General features: G+C 67.1%; 15 protein-coding genes. 5 read left to right on the forward strand and 10 right to left on the reverse strand.

The annotated features are described in order from the left end of the window. The 5 genes from E8M01_RS20640 to E8M01_RS20660 are packed head-to-tail and all read left to right on the forward strand — an operon-like array spanning position 1 to position 4,897. Positions 1–753 carry an SDR family NAD(P)-dependent oxidoreductase gene (locus tag E8M01_RS20640; RefSeq protein ID WP_211596660.1) on the forward strand — a complete coding sequence of 251 codons (753 nt, stop codon included), beginning with the start codon at positions 1–3 and terminating at the stop codon, positions 751–753. 10 nt (positions 754–763) lie between these two features. Further along, on the forward strand, positions 764–1,594 hold the full coding sequence (locus E8M01_RS20645; protein ID WP_136961864.1) for an enoyl-CoA hydratase family protein: 831 nt from the start codon (positions 764–766) through the stop codon (positions 1,592–1,594). Between the two features lie 3 nt (positions 1,595–1,597). Beyond that, positions 1,598–2,794 carry an acyl-CoA dehydrogenase family protein gene (locus E8M01_RS20650; RefSeq protein WP_136961865.1) on the forward strand — a complete coding sequence of 399 codons (1,197 nt, stop codon included), beginning with the start codon at positions 1,598–1,600 and terminating at the stop codon, positions 2,792–2,794. 11 nt (positions 2,795–2,805) lie between these two features. Further along, positions 2,806–4,446 (forward strand): AMP-binding protein, encoded by a 1,641-nt coding sequence (locus E8M01_RS20655; RefSeq protein ID WP_136961866.1) that lies wholly within the window; start codon positions 2,806–2,808, stop codon positions 4,444–4,446. 4 nt (positions 4,447–4,450) lie between these two features. Further along, on the forward strand, positions 4,451–4,897 hold the full coding sequence (locus E8M01_RS20660) for a RidA family protein (protein ID WP_136961867.1): 447 nt from the start codon (positions 4,451–4,453) through the stop codon (positions 4,895–4,897). 3 nt (positions 4,898–4,900) lie between these two features. On the opposite strand, the gene E8M01_RS20665 is transcribed toward E8M01_RS20660, so the two are convergent. The 10 genes from E8M01_RS20665 to E8M01_RS20710 all read right to left on the reverse strand — a co-directional run bounded on the left by E8M01_RS20665 (position 4,901) and on the right by E8M01_RS20710 (position 14,139). Beyond that, positions 4,901–6,082, reverse strand: a complete 1,182-nt coding sequence (locus tag E8M01_RS20665; protein WP_136961868.1) for an aminotransferase class V-fold PLP-dependent enzyme — start codon at positions 6,080–6,082, stop codon at positions 4,901–4,903. Further along, positions 6,079–7,149: a tryptophan 2,3-dioxygenase family protein gene (locus tag E8M01_RS20670; protein ID WP_136961869.1), complete on the reverse strand. Its 1,071-nt coding sequence runs from the start codon at positions 7,147–7,149 to the stop codon at positions 6,079–6,081. Before E8M01_RS20670 ends, E8M01_RS20665 begins: the two co-directional genes overlap by 4 nt. A gap of 54 nt (positions 7,150–7,203) precedes the next feature. Beyond that, positions 7,204–7,665, reverse strand: a complete 462-nt coding sequence (locus E8M01_RS20675) for a RidA family protein (RefSeq protein ID WP_136961870.1) — start codon at positions 7,663–7,665, stop codon at positions 7,204–7,206. A 46-nt stretch (positions 7,666–7,711) separates the two neighbouring features. Beyond that, the gene (locus E8M01_RS20680) at positions 7,712–8,794 is read right to left on the reverse strand and encodes a D-TA family PLP-dependent enzyme (RefSeq protein ID WP_136961871.1); all 1,083 of its coding nucleotides are present in this window, start codon (positions 8,792–8,794) and stop codon (positions 7,712–7,714) included. 21 nt (positions 8,795–8,815) lie between these two features. Further along, on the reverse strand, positions 8,816–9,517 hold the full coding sequence (locus tag E8M01_RS20685) for an ABC transporter ATP-binding protein (protein ID WP_136961872.1): 702 nt from the start codon (positions 9,515–9,517) through the stop codon (positions 8,816–8,818). A gap of 3 nt (positions 9,518–9,520) precedes the next feature. After that, the gene (locus E8M01_RS20690) at positions 9,521–10,030 is read right to left on the reverse strand and encodes a MarR family winged helix-turn-helix transcriptional regulator (protein WP_136961873.1); all 510 of its coding nucleotides are present in this window, start codon (positions 10,028–10,030) and stop codon (positions 9,521–9,523) included. Then, complete coding sequence (locus E8M01_RS20695; protein WP_136961874.1) at positions 10,027–10,782, reverse strand: ABC transporter ATP-binding protein; 756 nt, start codon at positions 10,780–10,782, stop codon at positions 10,027–10,029. The genes E8M01_RS20690 and E8M01_RS20695 overlap by 4 nt, the downstream gene beginning before the upstream one ends. Next, positions 10,779–11,762, reverse strand: coding sequence for a branched-chain amino acid ABC transporter permease (locus E8M01_RS20700; protein ID WP_136961875.1), 984 nt, complete (start codon positions 11,760–11,762; stop codon positions 10,779–10,781). Before E8M01_RS20700 ends, E8M01_RS20695 begins: the two co-directional genes overlap by 4 nt. 3 nt (positions 11,763–11,765) lie before the next feature. Beyond that, positions 11,766–12,689, reverse strand: coding sequence for a branched-chain amino acid ABC transporter permease (locus E8M01_RS20705; RefSeq protein WP_136961876.1), 924 nt, complete (start codon positions 12,687–12,689; stop codon positions 11,766–11,768). Positions 12,690–12,963: 274 nt separating this feature from the next. Further along, positions 12,964–14,139, reverse strand: coding sequence for an ABC transporter substrate-binding protein (locus tag E8M01_RS20710; protein WP_136961877.1), 1,176 nt, complete (start codon positions 14,137–14,139; stop codon positions 12,964–12,966). Positions 14,140–14,262 lie beyond the last annotated feature (123 nt).

The raw sequence follows: 14,262 nt of genomic DNA on the forward strand, positions 1-14,262 counted from the left end.
ATGGCCGGCAAGCGTGCGCTGGTCACCGGCGGCGGCCGCGGCATCGGCCGCGCGGTCGCACGAGGCCTGTCGATGGCGGGCGTCCATGTCATCGTGCTCGGCCGGACCGAGGCGAGCCTCGCCGAGGCCGTCGCGGCGGGCGATGCGGCTGAATTCATCATTGCCGACGTCACCGATCCGGAGGCGCTCGAACGTGCTGTCCGCGCGGCCGAGGCCACCGGTCCGATCGACATCCTCGTCAACAATGCCGGCCATGCCGAGACGGTTCCCGCCAAGCGCCTGGAGCGCGGCCATTTCGACCGCATGATAGCGCTGAACCTGACCTCCGTCTTCGACGGCATCCGGCTGGTCCTGCCGGCCATGCTGGCGCGCGGCCAGGGCCGGATCATCACGATCGCGTCGACCGCCGGCCTGACCGGCTATCCCTATGTCTCGGCCTATTGCGCGGCCAAGCACGGCGTCGTCGGGCTGACCCGCGCGCTCGCCAAGGAAGTTGCGACCTCGGGTGTCACCATCAACGCGGTCTGCCCGGGCTTCACCGAGACCGATCTCGTCGCCGGCTCGATCGAGACCATCGTCGCCAAGACCGGTCGCACGCCGGACGCGGCGCTCGCCGATCTGACCCGCTCCATGCCCATAGGCCGCCTGATCAAGCCGGAAGAGGTGGCCCATGCCGTCCTCTGGCTTGCCTCCGACGAAGCGGCCGCCGTCACCGGCCTCGCCCTGCCGGTCGCCGGCGGCGAAATTGCTTGAGGAAACCTCCATGCACACCATCCCGCATCGCCAGCGCCTGACCGACTGGAAAGCCACACATTTCCTCTGGGAGGTGAAGGGTAAGGTTGCGACCATCACGCTGAACCGGCCGGACCGGAAGAACCCGCTGACTTTCGAGAGCTATGCCGAACTCGGCGACCTGTTCCGGGCACTGGCCTTCGACACCGAGATCAAGACCGTGGTGGTGACCGGCGCCGGTGGCAATTTCTGCGCCGGTGGCGACGTGTTCGAGATCATCGGCCCGCTGACCGAGCGCGACATGCCGGGGCTCCTGCAGTTCACCCGCATGACCGGCGAACTGGTCAAGGCGATGCGTGCCTGTCCGCAGCCGATCATCGCGGCGATCGACGGCATCTGCGTCGGCGCCGGCGCCATCATGGCCATGGCCTCCGACCTGCGGATCGGCACAGCGAAAGCCAAGGTGGCCTTCCTGTTCAACAAGGTCGGGCTTGCCGGCTGCGACATGGGCGCCTGTGCCATCCTGCCGCGCCTGATCGGCCAGGGGCGGGCTTCCGAACTGCTCTATACCGGGCGCATGATGGGCGGCGAGGAAGGGCTTGCCTGGGGTTTCTTCAACCGGCTCGCCGCGCCCGAGGCCGTGCTGGCCGAGGCGACCGCGCTGGCCGACGAGATTTCGGCCGGCCCGACCTTTGCCAATGGCATCACCAAGCGCATGCTGCACATGGAATGGACCATGTCGGTGGACGAGGCGATCGAGGCCGAGGCCATGGCCCAGGCGATCTGCATGGACACGCAGGATTTCCGCCGCGCCTTCGATGCCTTCGCGGCCAAGCAGAAGCCGGTCTTCGAGGGGAATTGAGCCATGCTGGCCCCTGATCTTCTCGCGCTGCCGTTCTTCGACGATGAGCACCGGGCCTATGCCGCCCGCCTCGGCGCATGGGCCGAGACGGCCATTCCGCCACTGGTCGACCACCACGATGTCGACGGCTCCTGCCGCCGGCTCGTCGCAGCCATGGGCGAGGCCGGCTTTCTGAAGGCTTGCGTGCCGGGTGACCAGGGCGGCCTGCGCGAGGCGCTCGATGTCCGCACGCTGTGCATCACCCGGGCAACGCTCGGTTATGTCGACGGGCTCGCTGATTTCGCCTTCGCCATGCAGGGATTGGGTACCGGGCCGATCTCGCTGTTCGGCACGCCGGAACAGAAGGCCGCGTGCTGTGCCTCGGTGCGCGACGGCCGGGCGATCGCCGCCTTCGCCCTGTCCGAGCCGGACGCCGGATCCGACGTCGCGGCGCTCTCGACCACGGCGACCAGGGTTCCCGAGGGCTACCGGCTCGATGGCCTGAAGACCTGGATTTCCAACGGCGGCATTGCCGATCGTTATGTCGTCTTCGCCCGCACCGGCGAGGCGCCGGGCGCGCGCGGACTGTCCGCCTTCATCGTGCCGGCGGATACGCCTGGCCTGACCATTGCGGAACGTATCGAGGTGATCGCACCGCATCCGCTGGCGACGCTGAAATTCGACAATTGCCTGGTGCCGGCCGGTGCCCTGCTCGGCAAGCCCGGCGACGGTTTTCGCATCGCCATGGCAACCCTCGACGTGTTCCGCTCGACCGTCGCTGCCGCCGCGCTCGGCATGGGCAACCGGGCGCTGTTCGAGGCGACCGAACGGGCGGTGAAGCGGCAGATCTTCGGCGCGCCGCTCGCCGGTCTCCAGCTCACCCAGGCGGCGCTCGCCGATTCCGTCGCCGAGCTCGAAGCCTCGGCCCTGCTGATCTTCCGCGCGGCCTGGGCCAAGGACCAGGGCAAGGCGCGGATCACCAAGGAGGCGGCCATCGCCAAGATGGTGGCGACCGAAAACGCCCAGAAGGTGATCGACCGGGCGATCCAGGTGTTCGGCGGCCTCGGCGTCAAGAAGGGCGAGAAGGTCGAGGAGCTCTATCGCGATATCCGGGCGCTGCGCATCTACGAGGGCGCGACCGAAGTCCAGAAGATCGTCATCGCCCGTGCTCATCTGGCCGAGCGCGAAGCCCGCGCGCATCTGGCCAAAGCTGCCGAATAGGGAGATCGATGATGTCCGCAGTTTCAGCGCATATCGACGATTTCGCCGCCCGCGGCCTGCCGCCGGCCGCGCTTCAACCGGTTTTCCTGTTCGACCGGCCGGAGTTGAAATATCCCGGCCGGATCAACTGCGTGGCGGATTTCGTCGACAGCCATGTGGCGGCGGGCAAGGGCAACCGCATCGCCATCCTGGCGCCCGGCGGCCTCGCCTGGACCTATGCCGACCTGCAGGTCGAGGTGAACCGCATCGCCAATGTCCTGGTGCAGGATTTGGGCCTGATCGCGGGAAACCGCGTGCTGCTGCGCGCGCCGAACAATCCGATGATGGTCGCGGCCTATCTGGCCGTCATCAAGGCCGGCGGCATCGTGGTCGCAACCATGCCGTTGCTGCGCGCCAAGGAGCTCAGCGTCATCATCGACAAGGCCGAGGTCGGCCTGGCGCTGTGCGACGACCGGCTGACCGATGAGCTGGCCAAGGCTGCCGCGCAGGCGGCTCCGCTCGAGCGCATCGTCACCTTTGGCGAGCTCTCGAGCCGCGCGGCCGGCGCATCGCCCGTCTTCACCCCGGTCGACACGGCGGCGACCGACATTTGCCTGTTCGGTTTCACCTCGGGCACCACCGGCACGCCGAAATGCACCATGCATGGCCATCGCGATCTCCTCGCGATCTGCGATGCTTATGGCCGGAATGTCCTGAAGCCCAGTGCCGATGATCGCTTCATCGGATCGCCGCCACTGGCCTTCACCTTCGGGCTCGGCGGCCTCGTGCTGTTCCCGTTCCGGGTCGGCGCCTCGACCGTGCTCCTGGAAAGAGCCCCGCCCGGCGAACTCCTGCCGGCCATTGCCGCCTTCAAGCCGACCATTTGCTTCACCGCTCCAACAGCCTATCGGGCGATGATCCCGGCTCTCGGCGATCACGACTGGCACTCGCTCAGGAAATGCGTCTCGGCTGGCGAAGCCCTGCCGAAAGCGACCTTCGACGCCTGGAAACAGGCGACCGGCCTTGAACTGATGGACGGCATCGGCGCCACCGAAATGCTGCACATCTTCATATCCGCGCCCGAGGGCAAGATCCGTCCCGGAGCCACCGGCCTGCCGGTGCCGGGCTACGAGGCCAAGGTGATCGGCATGGACGGCGAGGAACTGGGGCCGGGCCAGCCGGGCCGGCTTGCGGTGCGCGGCCCGACCGGCTGCCGCTATCTTTCCGACGAGCGCCAGAGCCGCTATGTCATCGACGGCTGGAACGTGACCGGCGACACCTATGTCGTCGATGCCGACGGCTATTTCTGGTACCAGGCGCGCAGCGACGACATGATCGTCTCGGCCGGCTACAATATTGCCGGCCCTGAAGTGGAATCCTGCCTGCTGAGCCATCCCGCCATTGCCGAATGCGGCGTCGTCGGCCAGCCGGACGAGGAACGCGGTACCATCGTCAAGGCCTATGTGGTGCTGAAGCCCGGCTTTGCTGCGGACAAGGTCTTGGCCGAGGAACTGCAGGCTTTCGTCAAGGCCGAGATCGCGCCTTACAAATACCCGCGCGTGATCGCTTTCGTGGACCAATTGCCACGTACCGAAACCGGCAAGCTGCAGCGCTTTGCGCTGCGCGAGATCGCCGCGCGCGATGCTGCCTCAAGCCGCACGGCGGCGGAGTAAAGACATGACCAAACCGACGACCCCCGTGATCCCGTTTCCGCTTGCCGACGAGGACGAGCGCCCGGTGACGCTCAATCCCAAGGGCTGGCCGGAGCCGCGCGGTTATGCCAACGGCATGAGCGCCAAGGGCCGCCTCATCGTCACCGGCGGCGTGGTCGGCTGGGATGTCATGGGCAATTTCAAACCGGATTTCGCCGCCCAGGCGCGCCAGTGCTTCGAGAACATCCGGGCGATCCTCGCCGAGGGCGGCGCCAGCCCGCACCACGTCGTGCGGCTGACCTGGTATGTCACCGATGTCGAGGAATACCTCGCCCATCTCAGACCGCTCGGCCAGGCCTATCGCGAGATCTTCGGCCAGCATTATCCGGCCATGGCGGTGGTGCAGGTCGTCAGGCTGGTCGAAAAGGCCGCCAAGATCGAGATCGAGGCGACCGCGGTGGTTGCCGAATAATCCTCAGGCGAAAGCCCGGCCGATCCGTTCGATCGCCCGGTCGACATCGTCAGCGCTGGTGCAGATGCCGAAGCCGAAGCGCAGGCGGTCGCCGCGATGGTCGCTATGCACCTGTAGGGCCGCCAGCCGCTGTTCGATCTCGCCGGCGCGTTCGGTGCGGAAGGTGAGGAAATTGCCGTGCTCGGCCTGCGGGCCGAAGGGCGTGATCAGGTCGCCACGCGTCAGGCCGGCGACGCCCATGGCTTCGACCGCGTCGAGGAAACGCGCCATCAGCGCGCGCGCGTGATCGTGCACCATGCTGGCCGTCAGGCCGGTCGCCGCCAGCCAGTCGAACACCGCATCGAGCCGGTAGAGGCCACTCGGATCGAAGGTCGCGCCGAGGAACCGGCCGCCATCTTCCGGGTAGCCGACCGATTTGCCGGGCGGCGCGGCCAGCGCGCCGAAATCGGCGAACCAGCCGGTGTCGCGCGGCCGCAGTCCATAACCCGGCGGGCAATGCAGGAAACAGCAGCCTTCGCCGGCCATGGCATATTTATAACCGCCGGCGAGATAAAAGACGCGGCCGGCGACATCGGAGAGATCGGTCGGGCGGGCCATGAAGCCGTGATAACCGTCGATCACGACGAGCGTCGCGGCGGAGCGCACCGTCGCCGCGAGGCGGGCGATATCGCCCGAGGTGGCGCCCGAGGTGAAGAACACCTGGCTGACGAAGACGAGGTCGTGCGCACCGCTCGCGAGCCGATTGCCGAGACGTTCGGCGAAGCTGTCGAAGGGCTCGGCCGGTACACGCTCGACCGCGATCAGCTGGTCCTCTTCGAGCCGCGCCATTTGCCGGCGCGCCGTGTGGAATTCAGCATCGCTGGTCAGGATCCGGACGGGGCGGTCGGCCGGGAAACAGGACAGGATGCGGCGCAGGAACTCATGGGTGTTCGGCGCAACGGCAATGGTGGCCGGGTCGGGCAAATGCAGCGTCCGGGCGAGCGCTGCCTGCACCGCCGGGATCAGTTCGCCGAACACCTTGCCCCATTTGTCGCCGGCAAGCCGCGCTGCGTCCTGCCAGCAGGCTTCCTGCGCCGCGAAGGTCACATCCGGCCAGTCGTGATGGCTGTGGGCCGCCAGGTTGACGCGTTCGGGCGCGGCCGCGCGGAACCGCGAGAAATGGGCGGTGAGGTCGAGCGCACTCATGTCGAATAGACGAAGCCGAGGCGCGCCTGGACACTGGCCGGCAGGTCCGGCACGGCGGCGCGCGGGATCAGGAAGGTGGAGAGCCGGAACAGGTCGGCAAAGACGCGATGCCGTTCGGCCGTGGTGCGCAGATAGGCGTGACCAGATGAGCCGCCGGTGCCGATCTTGACCCCGATCATCCGTTCGACCATCAGCGCGTGGCGGTAGCGCCAGAGCGTCATGGTCTCGTCGATATCCATGAGCGTGGCGAGCAGCCGGAAGGCCGGTTGCACTGCCGGCTTGTCGCGGTAGAGCGTGATGAACAGGGCGGCCTGGACGGCGGGCCCCGACAGGCGCCAGCCGCCGCCGTCGCCCTCGGGCGCGAAGATGGCGGCAAAGGAGGCGATCGCCTTGTCGATCGCCTTCAGTTCGCGTTCGCGCTTTTCCTCGGGCATCGCCCTATCGGCGCGTATGAAGTCGGCGTCGCGGGCCAGGTGTTTCTCGACCGCCTGGCGATAGGCGTCGCGAAAGCTTGCGCCGCCCCAGTCGAGGAACGGCGTGCGGGCGAGCCACTGGTCGAGCATGACGAAGACGGTCGGCCGCTCGCGCGCCTCCGACAGCGCCGTTCGGTCTGCCGGTGACAGCCGCTCCTCGATCGCCTTGTCGTCGAGCGGCACGCGGGTTTCGGCGGCCAGCCCCAGCCTGGTCTCGATGGCGCGGAACTGCAGCGACTGGAAACCCGAGGCCGGCATCAGGAGGTCACGGAAGTCCAGGAAGTCGAACGGCGTCATGGTCTCCAGCACGTCGAGCTGGGCGACCGTCAGCTTGAGGATCTCGTGGATGCGCTCGAGGTCGTGGACGATCCGCGCCATGGCGTCGTCGGAGACCGGCACGGCGCCGAAATCCCGCTCGACCCGGTCGAGCTCATGCAGGATCTGCTTGAACCAGAGTTCGTAGGCCTGGTGGACGATGATGAACAGCATCTCGTCATGGGCATCGACGCCCTCTTTCAGGCTTTCCGGCTGCTGCGATGTCAGCAGCCGGTCAAGCTTCAGATAGTCGGCGTAATAGACCGGTGCGCGCGCCATGGCCGGATCCTCCGCAATGGACGGCTGGCGGTGAGGCCGGCCGTCACGACCATTTCAGCCGTGGATCTTGATGATCGCCTCGACCTCGACTGTGATCCCCATCGGCAGCGAGCCCATGCCGACCGCAGAGCGGGCGTGCCGGCCGCGATCGCCGAGGACGGCGACGATCAGGTCGGAAAAGCCGTTGATGACGCGCGGATGATCGCCGAAGTCGGATACGGCATTGACCATGCCGAGCACCTTGACGAATTCGACCTTGGCGAGATCACCGCCCGCCGCCGCCTTGGCGGAAGCGAGGATCTGCAGGCCGACCATCTTGGCATGTTCATAAGCGGTCTCGACGGTGACGTCGGCGCCGACCTTGCCGGTGGCGAAGGCGCCATCGGCCTTGCGCGGGCCCTGGCCAGCCAGATAGGCGATGTCGCCGACCCGTTTCCACGGCACGTAATTGCCCGCTGGCGCTGGCACCGCCGGCAGTTCGAGGCCCATCTTGGCAAGCTTGTCTTCGGGGGTCATTGGCGGCTCCTGAATGGTGGGAACGGACTGTGGCGCGAAGCGCTGGTCATCTCAATTTGCCGCGGGCGGCGACCGGCAGGATGCCGACGATCTCGTCGCCGCGCACCATCACCACTTCGTCGACCATGTTGACCACGACGCAGACATGGTTGGGCACGATACGCACGACGTCGCCGACCTTCGGCCGCTCGTTGCAGCGGGTCAGGTCCAGCATGCCATGTTCTTCGGCGAAGCGCGCGATCTTGGCTTCCGGATGGTCCAGGATCAGGCCGAAGCCTTCGAGCCCGCCGCCCGGGTCCGCCGTCAGCGTCTTGGAGCCGGCATCCAGGATGCCACGATCGGCGGCGGCCCTGCTCACCACGGTCGAATAGACCTGCAACGCGCAGTCGTCCCAGGTGGCAACGCCCGCCGCCACCTGCATGCGGTCGTTGTAGATATAGGTGCCCGGGCGGTGCTCGGTCGCGCCCTTCAGCTTGCCGACATTCGGCATGTTGGGCGAGCCGCCGGTCGAGACGATGGTCGGTTCCAGGCCGGCGGCGCGGACACCGGCCAGCGCCTCGTCGAAAAAGCGCTGCGCCACCGCCCAGCCGTCTTCGGTCGGGTAGAACATGAAGCCCTTGAAGGCGATGCCGGGCGAGGCTGCGATCAACTTGGCGAGTTCGATCGCCTCGCCAGGCGTCTCGACGCCGGCGCGCTTGCGCCCGGTGTCGCACTCGATCACCACGCCGAGGTCGCGGCCGGCAATGGCACCGGCCTGTGGCAGGCCGGCGATGACAACCGGATTGTCGGCGGCAACCGTCACCTCGGCCTTGCCGAGCAGTGCGCCGAGGCGCGCCATCTTCTCGTCACCGATCAGGTTGTAGCTGATCAGAATGTCGTCGATGCCGGCCGCCGCCATCACCTCGGCCTCGCCGATCTTCTGGCAGGTAATGCCCTTGGCGCCGGCGGCGACCTGCAGCCTCGCGAGTTCCGGGCTCTTATGCGTCTTGATATGGGGCCGGTTGCGGACACCGGCTGCATCGCAGGCCGCCTGGACACGCGCGATGTTGCGCTCCACCCGGTCCATGTCGATGACCACGGCCGGCGTTCCGTAGTCGCGGGCGATCTTGGCGGCGAGCGGTGTGGTCATGACAGGTCCTCGATGCGGCGTTCAGACGTGCAGGTAGCGGTCCTTCAGGTCGGGGCTCGCGATGAAGGCGGCGCTCGACCCTTCCCAGACGATCCGGCCCTTTTCAAGGATCAGGTGCCGGTCGGCCAGTTTGACCAGAGCATCGACATTCTTGTCGATCACCAGGATCGATTGGCCGTCCTGCTTCAAACGCTTGAGGCAGGACCAGATCTCGGCGCGGATGACCGGCGCCAGGCCCTCGGTCGCCTCGTCCAGCACCAGAAGTTTCGGATTGGTCATCAGCGCCCGGCCGATGGCGAGCATCTGCTGTTCGCCGCCGGACAGCTGATTGCCCATGTTGCGGCGGCGCTCCTTCAGGCGCGGGAAGAACTCATAGACCCGCTCGAGCGTCCAGGCTGCGGCCTTGCTCTCACGATTGGCCGATGTGGCGACCAGGTTTTCCTCGACATTGAGGTTCGGAAAGATCTGCCGGCCCTCGGGTACCAGGCCGAGACCGGCCTGCGCCACCCGGTAGGGCGGCCGCCCGGCCAGCGCCAGGCCGTCGACATCGATGGCGCCGCCGCGCGGCTTCAACAGGCCGAAGATCGAGCGGATCGTGGTGGTCTTGCCCATGCCGTTGCGGCCGAGCAGTGTCACCACCTCGCCATTGGCGACGCTGAGCGACACACCGAACAGCACCTGCACGTCGCCATAACCGGCTTCCAGATTGGTGACGCTGAGCATGGCCTACTCCGCCGCTTCGACGCGTTGCGCCAGGGCGCGGGCGACCGAGGCCTTGGTGCGGCCGAGCAGGCTCATCAGCACCTCGCGTTCGCCCGGTTGCAGGTCGCCCAGAAGTTCGGTCATCCAGACGCCGTGCTCGCGCGCCATGCGCGAGAAGTCGGCATGACCCTTGTCGGTCATGACGATGCGCTGGGCGCGCCGGTCGGTGGCGTCGCGGCGGCGCTCGACATGGCCCTGCTCGACGATCCGGTCGACCAGGCCCGTGACGTTGCCGTTGGTCACCATCATGCGCCGCGAAATCTCGCCGAGCGTCAGGCCCTCCGGCGACTTGTCGAGCTGAGCGAGCAGGTCGAAGCGCGGCAGCGTGATGGCGAAACGGTCCATCAGCCGGCGGCGGATCTCCCGTTCGATCAGATTGGTGCAGGTGAGCAGCCGGAGCCAGAGCCGGAGCTCCGGGCGGGCATCGCGCGGCTGATGGGCGAGCCGGCTTTCGGCGTCGAGAGGCTCGTTCATGCGAACTCCTCCTCGCCGAGATAGGCTTCGCGCACCGCCGGGTCGGCCCTGACGGTTTCGGGCGTGCCCGAGGCGATGAGACGGCCATAGACCAGCACCGAGATGCGGTCGGCCAGACGGAACACCGCATGCATGTCGTGCTCGACCAGCACGATCGGATAGCGGGCCTTGAGTGCCAGCAGCACCTCGACCATGCGTTCGGTCTCCTCGCGCCCCATGCCGGCCATCGGCTCGTCGAGCAGCAACAGTTTCGGCCGCGAGACCAGCGCCATGGCCAGTTCCAGCTGGCGCTTCTCGCCATGCGACAGGCTGGCTGCCGGCGCCCCGGCCCTGGCGCCGATGCCAACCTGCTCGAGCGCCGCCATGGCCTGGTCGTTCAGGGCGCGTTCGGCCGAAACCCGGCCGAAGAAACGGAACGACGAGCCGGCATGGGCCTGCGCCGCGGTCGCGACATTGTCGAGCACCGAGAAGCCCGGCAGCACCTGGGTGATCTGGAACGAGCGGGTGAGGCCCTTGAGCGCCCGGGCATGGATCGGCAGCCGGGTGATGTCCTCGCCGGCAAAGGTGACGCTGCCGGCGTCCAGCGACAATTCACCGGTGATCTCGCCGATCAGCGTGGTCTTGCCGGCGCCGTTCGGGCCGATGATCGCATGGAGCTCGTTGGCGCCGATATCGAGCGTCACGTCGTCGGTGACGACGAGCGCCCCGAACGCCTTGCGCAGGCCCTTGAGCGACAGGATCGGGCTGCTCATCGGCCGGTCCCCCTGTCGATCAACCGGATAATGCCGCCGCGCGCGAAGATCGCGACCAGCACCACCAGCGGCCCGAAGATCGCCTTCCAGTGCTGGGTGATCTCGGCCAGCCATTCCTCGACGATGATGATGCCGATGGCCCCGATGATCGCGCCATGCAGCGTGCCTGTGCCACCCAAGACCACCATGGCGATGAGCTCGCCGGAGCGCGGCCAGGTCATGTAGGCGGGCGCCACGAACAGGCCGAGATTGGCGAACAGGGCGCCGGACAGCGCGCAGATGCCACCGGCGATGACATAGGCGGTCAGCCGGTAGCGGAACGGATCGAAGCCGAGCGCCCGCATGCGCCGCTCGTTTTCCTTGGCGCCTTTCAGGATGCGGCCGAAACGCGAGCCGACAATGGTCCGGAGCAGCAGGTAGCAGGCGATCAGCAGGCCAAGCACGACGAAATAGAAGTTGGTGTCGTTCTGCAGCAGGCGCGCGCCGGCAACGACATTGCGCTGGGCCATGCGCAGGCCGTCGTCGCCGCCATAGGCCGACAGCGAGGTGGCGGTGAAGAAGGCCATCTGGGCGAAGGCCAGCGTGATCATGATGAAATAGACGCCGCGGGTCTTCAGCGAGATGGCGCCGGTGACCAGGGCGAACAGGGCGCCGGTGGCGATCGCCACGGGAAAGGCGACCAGCGCTTCGCCGGTGCCGTGGAACATCAGGATCGCCGCGGCATAACCGCCGAGCCCCATGAAGGCGGCATGGCCGAACGAGATCAGAGCGCCGTAGCCGAGGATCAGGTCCAGAGACAGGGCGGCGATGCCGAAGATCATGGCGCGGGTGATCAGCGACAGGGTGTAGCGGTCGCCCGGAAAGATCAGCGGCATGACCGCGAGGCCGGCGAACAGGACGAGCGGGATCGCCAGGCGCTTCCAATCCCAGCCGAGTGCCGGAGCGGGTGTGGACGAGGCGAGGGGCGAAACATCGGTCATGGCTCAGCCCTTCGCCGGGAACAGGCCGGTCGGCCGGAAGAACAGCACGGCAGCCATCAGGATGTAGATCGACATGGACGCGATCGCCGGCCCGATGGTGCGGGCGTCCGACGGTGACAGCCCGGTCATGCGCAGGAGATCGACCGAGAACGAGCGCAGCAGCGTATCGGTCAGGCCGACGATCAGTGCGCCGATGAACGCGCCGCGGATCGAGCCGATGCCGCCGATGACGATGACCACGAAGGCCAGGATCAGGAGGTTGTCGCCCATGCCGGGCTCGACCGACAGGACCGGCGCGGCCATGCAGCCGGCAAAGCCCGCCAGCATGGCGCCGAAGCCGAACACGATCATGAACAGGCGGCGGATGTCGACACCGAGCGCCGAGACCATGGGCGCATTGGTGGCGCCGGCGCGGATCAGCATGCCGACACGGGTCTTGGTCACCACCAGGTAGAGCCCGAGCGCGACCGCAAGGCCGGACAGGATGATGGCGAGCCGCCAGATCGGATAGAGCACGCCGTCGGCAATGGCGACCGCGCCCGACAGCATGTCCGGCACCGGCACCTGCAGCGGGGCCGCCCCCCAGACGATCTTGACGCCTTCGTTGAGGAACAGGATGACCCCGAAGGTGGCGAGCACCTGTTCCAGGTGGTCGCGGTCATAGAGGTGGCGCATGACCAGCACTTCGAGCAGCAGCCCGAAGGCCAGCGCCGAGATCAGCGCCAGCACCAGGCCAATGAAGAAGTTGCCGGTCCAGGCGACGAACATGGCCGCGAGATAGGCGCCCAGCATGTATTGGACGCCGTGCGCGAGGTTGATGAAGTCCATCACGCCGAACACCAGGGTCAGGCCGGCGGCGATCAGGAACAGCAGCACGCCGAGCTGCAGCCCGTTCAATGTCTGGATGATGAGAAGCGTCGAGGACATAGGCTAGGTCGGGCTCATTGGCTGTTTCGGGCTGGTCCCCATGTGATGCCAAGCACTCAGGCCACCTCTCGGCGATGCACCGACGTCACCCCCGGCCGAGGCGAAGCCGAGGGGAGGGGGTCCAGGAGCCAACGCATTGCCCTGCAACCCCTGGATCCCCTTCCCCTCACTCGCCCTGTCGGGCTCGCTCGGCCGGGGATGACGTAAGCGCCCTCAAACGATGCAGGTCCCAAACCGAACGCGGCCCCACCAAGAAGGCGGCGCCGCGATTTCCTCACCACCGCATCGGGCAGTCCTGGGCGTAGACGTCGGTGTAGTTGGTGAACACCCGCTCGACGATCTCGGTCTGGAACTTGCCGTCCGGCCGCTTGGCGGCGCGCACGGTGTAGAAGTCCTGGATCGGGTAGTGGTTGTTGGCGAAGCGGAAATTGCCGCGCAGCGAGACGAAATCGGCCTTGCGCAGCGCGGTGCGGACCGCGTCGCGATTGGTCAGGTTGCCGTTGACCGCACGCACCGCGCTGTCGATCAGCATGGCCGAGTCATAGGCCTGCATGGCATAGGAGCCCGGCACATAACCGAAGGCCGCTTCGAAATCCGCGACGAATTTCTTGTTCTGCGGATTGTCCATGTTCGGCGCCCAGGTCATGCCGCCGATCATGCCGATGGCCGAATCCTGCTGGGCCGGCAGCGTCGATTCATCGACCGTGAAAGCCGACAGGAACGGCGTCCGGTCGACCAGGCCGGCCTGGCGGTACTGGCGGACCAGGTTCACGCCCATGCCGCCCGGCATGAAGGTGAACAGGCCGTCGGGCCTGGACGAGCCGATGCGTGCGAGTTCGGCGGCGAAGTCGAGATGGCCGAGCGGGGTGAACGCCTCGTCGACGATCTCGCCGCGGAAATGCCGCTTGAAGCCAGCCATGGCGTCGCGGCCGGCCTGGTAGTTCGGCGCCAGCAGGAACACCCGGCGCATGTTGCGGGCCTGGGCATAGGCGCCGAGCACCTCATGCACCTGGTCGTTCTGATAGGAGGTGACGAACATGTTCTCGTGGCAGGCCTTGCCGGCATAGCTCGACGGGCCGGCATTGGCGCTGATCAGGAAGGCGCGCGAATTGACCACCGGCGCCTGGATCGCCTGGAGCACGTTGGAGAAGATCGGGCCGACGACGAAGTCGACCTTGTCGCGGTCGATCAGGCCCTGGACACGCTGGATCGCGACATCCGGCTTCTGTTCGTCGTCGACCACGATGACCTGGACCTCGCGGCCGCCCATCTTGCCGCCGAGCTGGCGGATCGCCAGCTGGAAGCCGTCGCGGGCATGCTGGCCGAGCACGGCGGAGGGGCCGGACAGGGTCTCGATGACGCCGATGCGGATCGGCTCCTGGGCTTGGGACGCGGTGGCGGCCAGGGCGAAGGCCAGGCCGGCAGCCAGCGTCGACAGAACGCGCTTCATGAAAATCTCCCCACCCGTACGCCGCCCCGGGCTTGTCCGTGGTCGCGGCCGATGCGAAGGCATTATTACGCCGGAATTTCCACGAACAACCCCGGTGGCGAAAAATATTTTAAGTCTAAAGCA

The organism is Phreatobacter stygius (assembly GCF_005144885.1).
Taxonomy (GTDB): domain Bacteria; phylum Pseudomonadota; class Alphaproteobacteria; order Rhizobiales; family Phreatobacteraceae; genus Phreatobacter; species Phreatobacter stygius.

What these genes read in the sequence shown, in the direction of transcription:
- E8M01_RS20640 (WP_211596660.1), top strand. Translation starts at nt 1, where the DNA reads ATGGCCGGCAAGCGTGCGCTGGTCACCGGCGGCGGCCGCGGCATCGGC.
- E8M01_RS20645 (WP_136961864.1), top strand. Translation starts at nt 764, where the DNA reads ATGCACACCATCCCGCATCGCCAGCGCCTGACCGACTGGAAAGCCACA.
- E8M01_RS20650 (WP_136961865.1), top strand. Translation starts at nt 1,598, where the DNA reads ATGCTGGCCCCTGATCTTCTCGCGCTGCCGTTCTTCGACGATGAGCAC.
- E8M01_RS20655 (WP_136961866.1), top strand. Translation starts at nt 2,806, where the DNA reads ATGTCCGCAGTTTCAGCGCATATCGACGATTTCGCCGCCCGCGGCCTG.
- E8M01_RS20660 (WP_136961867.1), top strand. Translation starts at nt 4,451, where the DNA reads ATGACCAAACCGACGACCCCCGTGATCCCGTTTCCGCTTGCCGACGAG.
- E8M01_RS20665 (WP_136961868.1), bottom strand. Translation starts at nt 6,082, where the DNA reads ATGAGTGCGCTCGACCTCACCGCCCATTTCTCGCGGTTCCGCGCGGCC.
- E8M01_RS20670 (WP_136961869.1), bottom strand. Translation starts at nt 7,149, where the DNA reads ATGGCGCGCGCACCGGTCTATTACGCCGACTATCTGAAGCTTGACCGG.
- E8M01_RS20675 (WP_136961870.1), bottom strand. Translation starts at nt 7,665, where the DNA reads ATGACCCCCGAAGACAAGCTTGCCAAGATGGGCCTCGAACTGCCGGCG.
- E8M01_RS20680 (WP_136961871.1), bottom strand. Translation starts at nt 8,794, where the DNA reads ATGACCACACCGCTCGCCGCCAAGATCGCCCGCGACTACGGAACGCCG.
- E8M01_RS20685 (WP_136961872.1), bottom strand. Translation starts at nt 9,517, where the DNA reads ATGCTCAGCGTCACCAATCTGGAAGCCGGTTATGGCGACGTGCAGGTG.
- E8M01_RS20690 (WP_136961873.1), bottom strand. Translation starts at nt 10,030, where the DNA reads ATGAACGAGCCTCTCGACGCCGAAAGCCGGCTCGCCCATCAGCCGCGC.
- E8M01_RS20695 (WP_136961874.1), bottom strand. Translation starts at nt 10,782, where the DNA reads ATGAGCAGCCCGATCCTGTCGCTCAAGGGCCTGCGCAAGGCGTTCGGG.
- E8M01_RS20700 (WP_136961875.1), bottom strand. Translation starts at nt 11,762, where the DNA reads ATGACCGATGTTTCGCCCCTCGCCTCGTCCACACCCGCTCCGGCACTC.
- E8M01_RS20705 (WP_136961876.1), bottom strand. Translation starts at nt 12,689, where the DNA reads ATGTCCTCGACGCTTCTCATCATCCAGACATTGAACGGGCTGCAGCTC.
- E8M01_RS20710 (WP_136961877.1), bottom strand. Translation starts at nt 14,139, where the DNA reads ATGAAGCGCGTTCTGTCGACGCTGGCTGCCGGCCTGGCCTTCGCCCTG.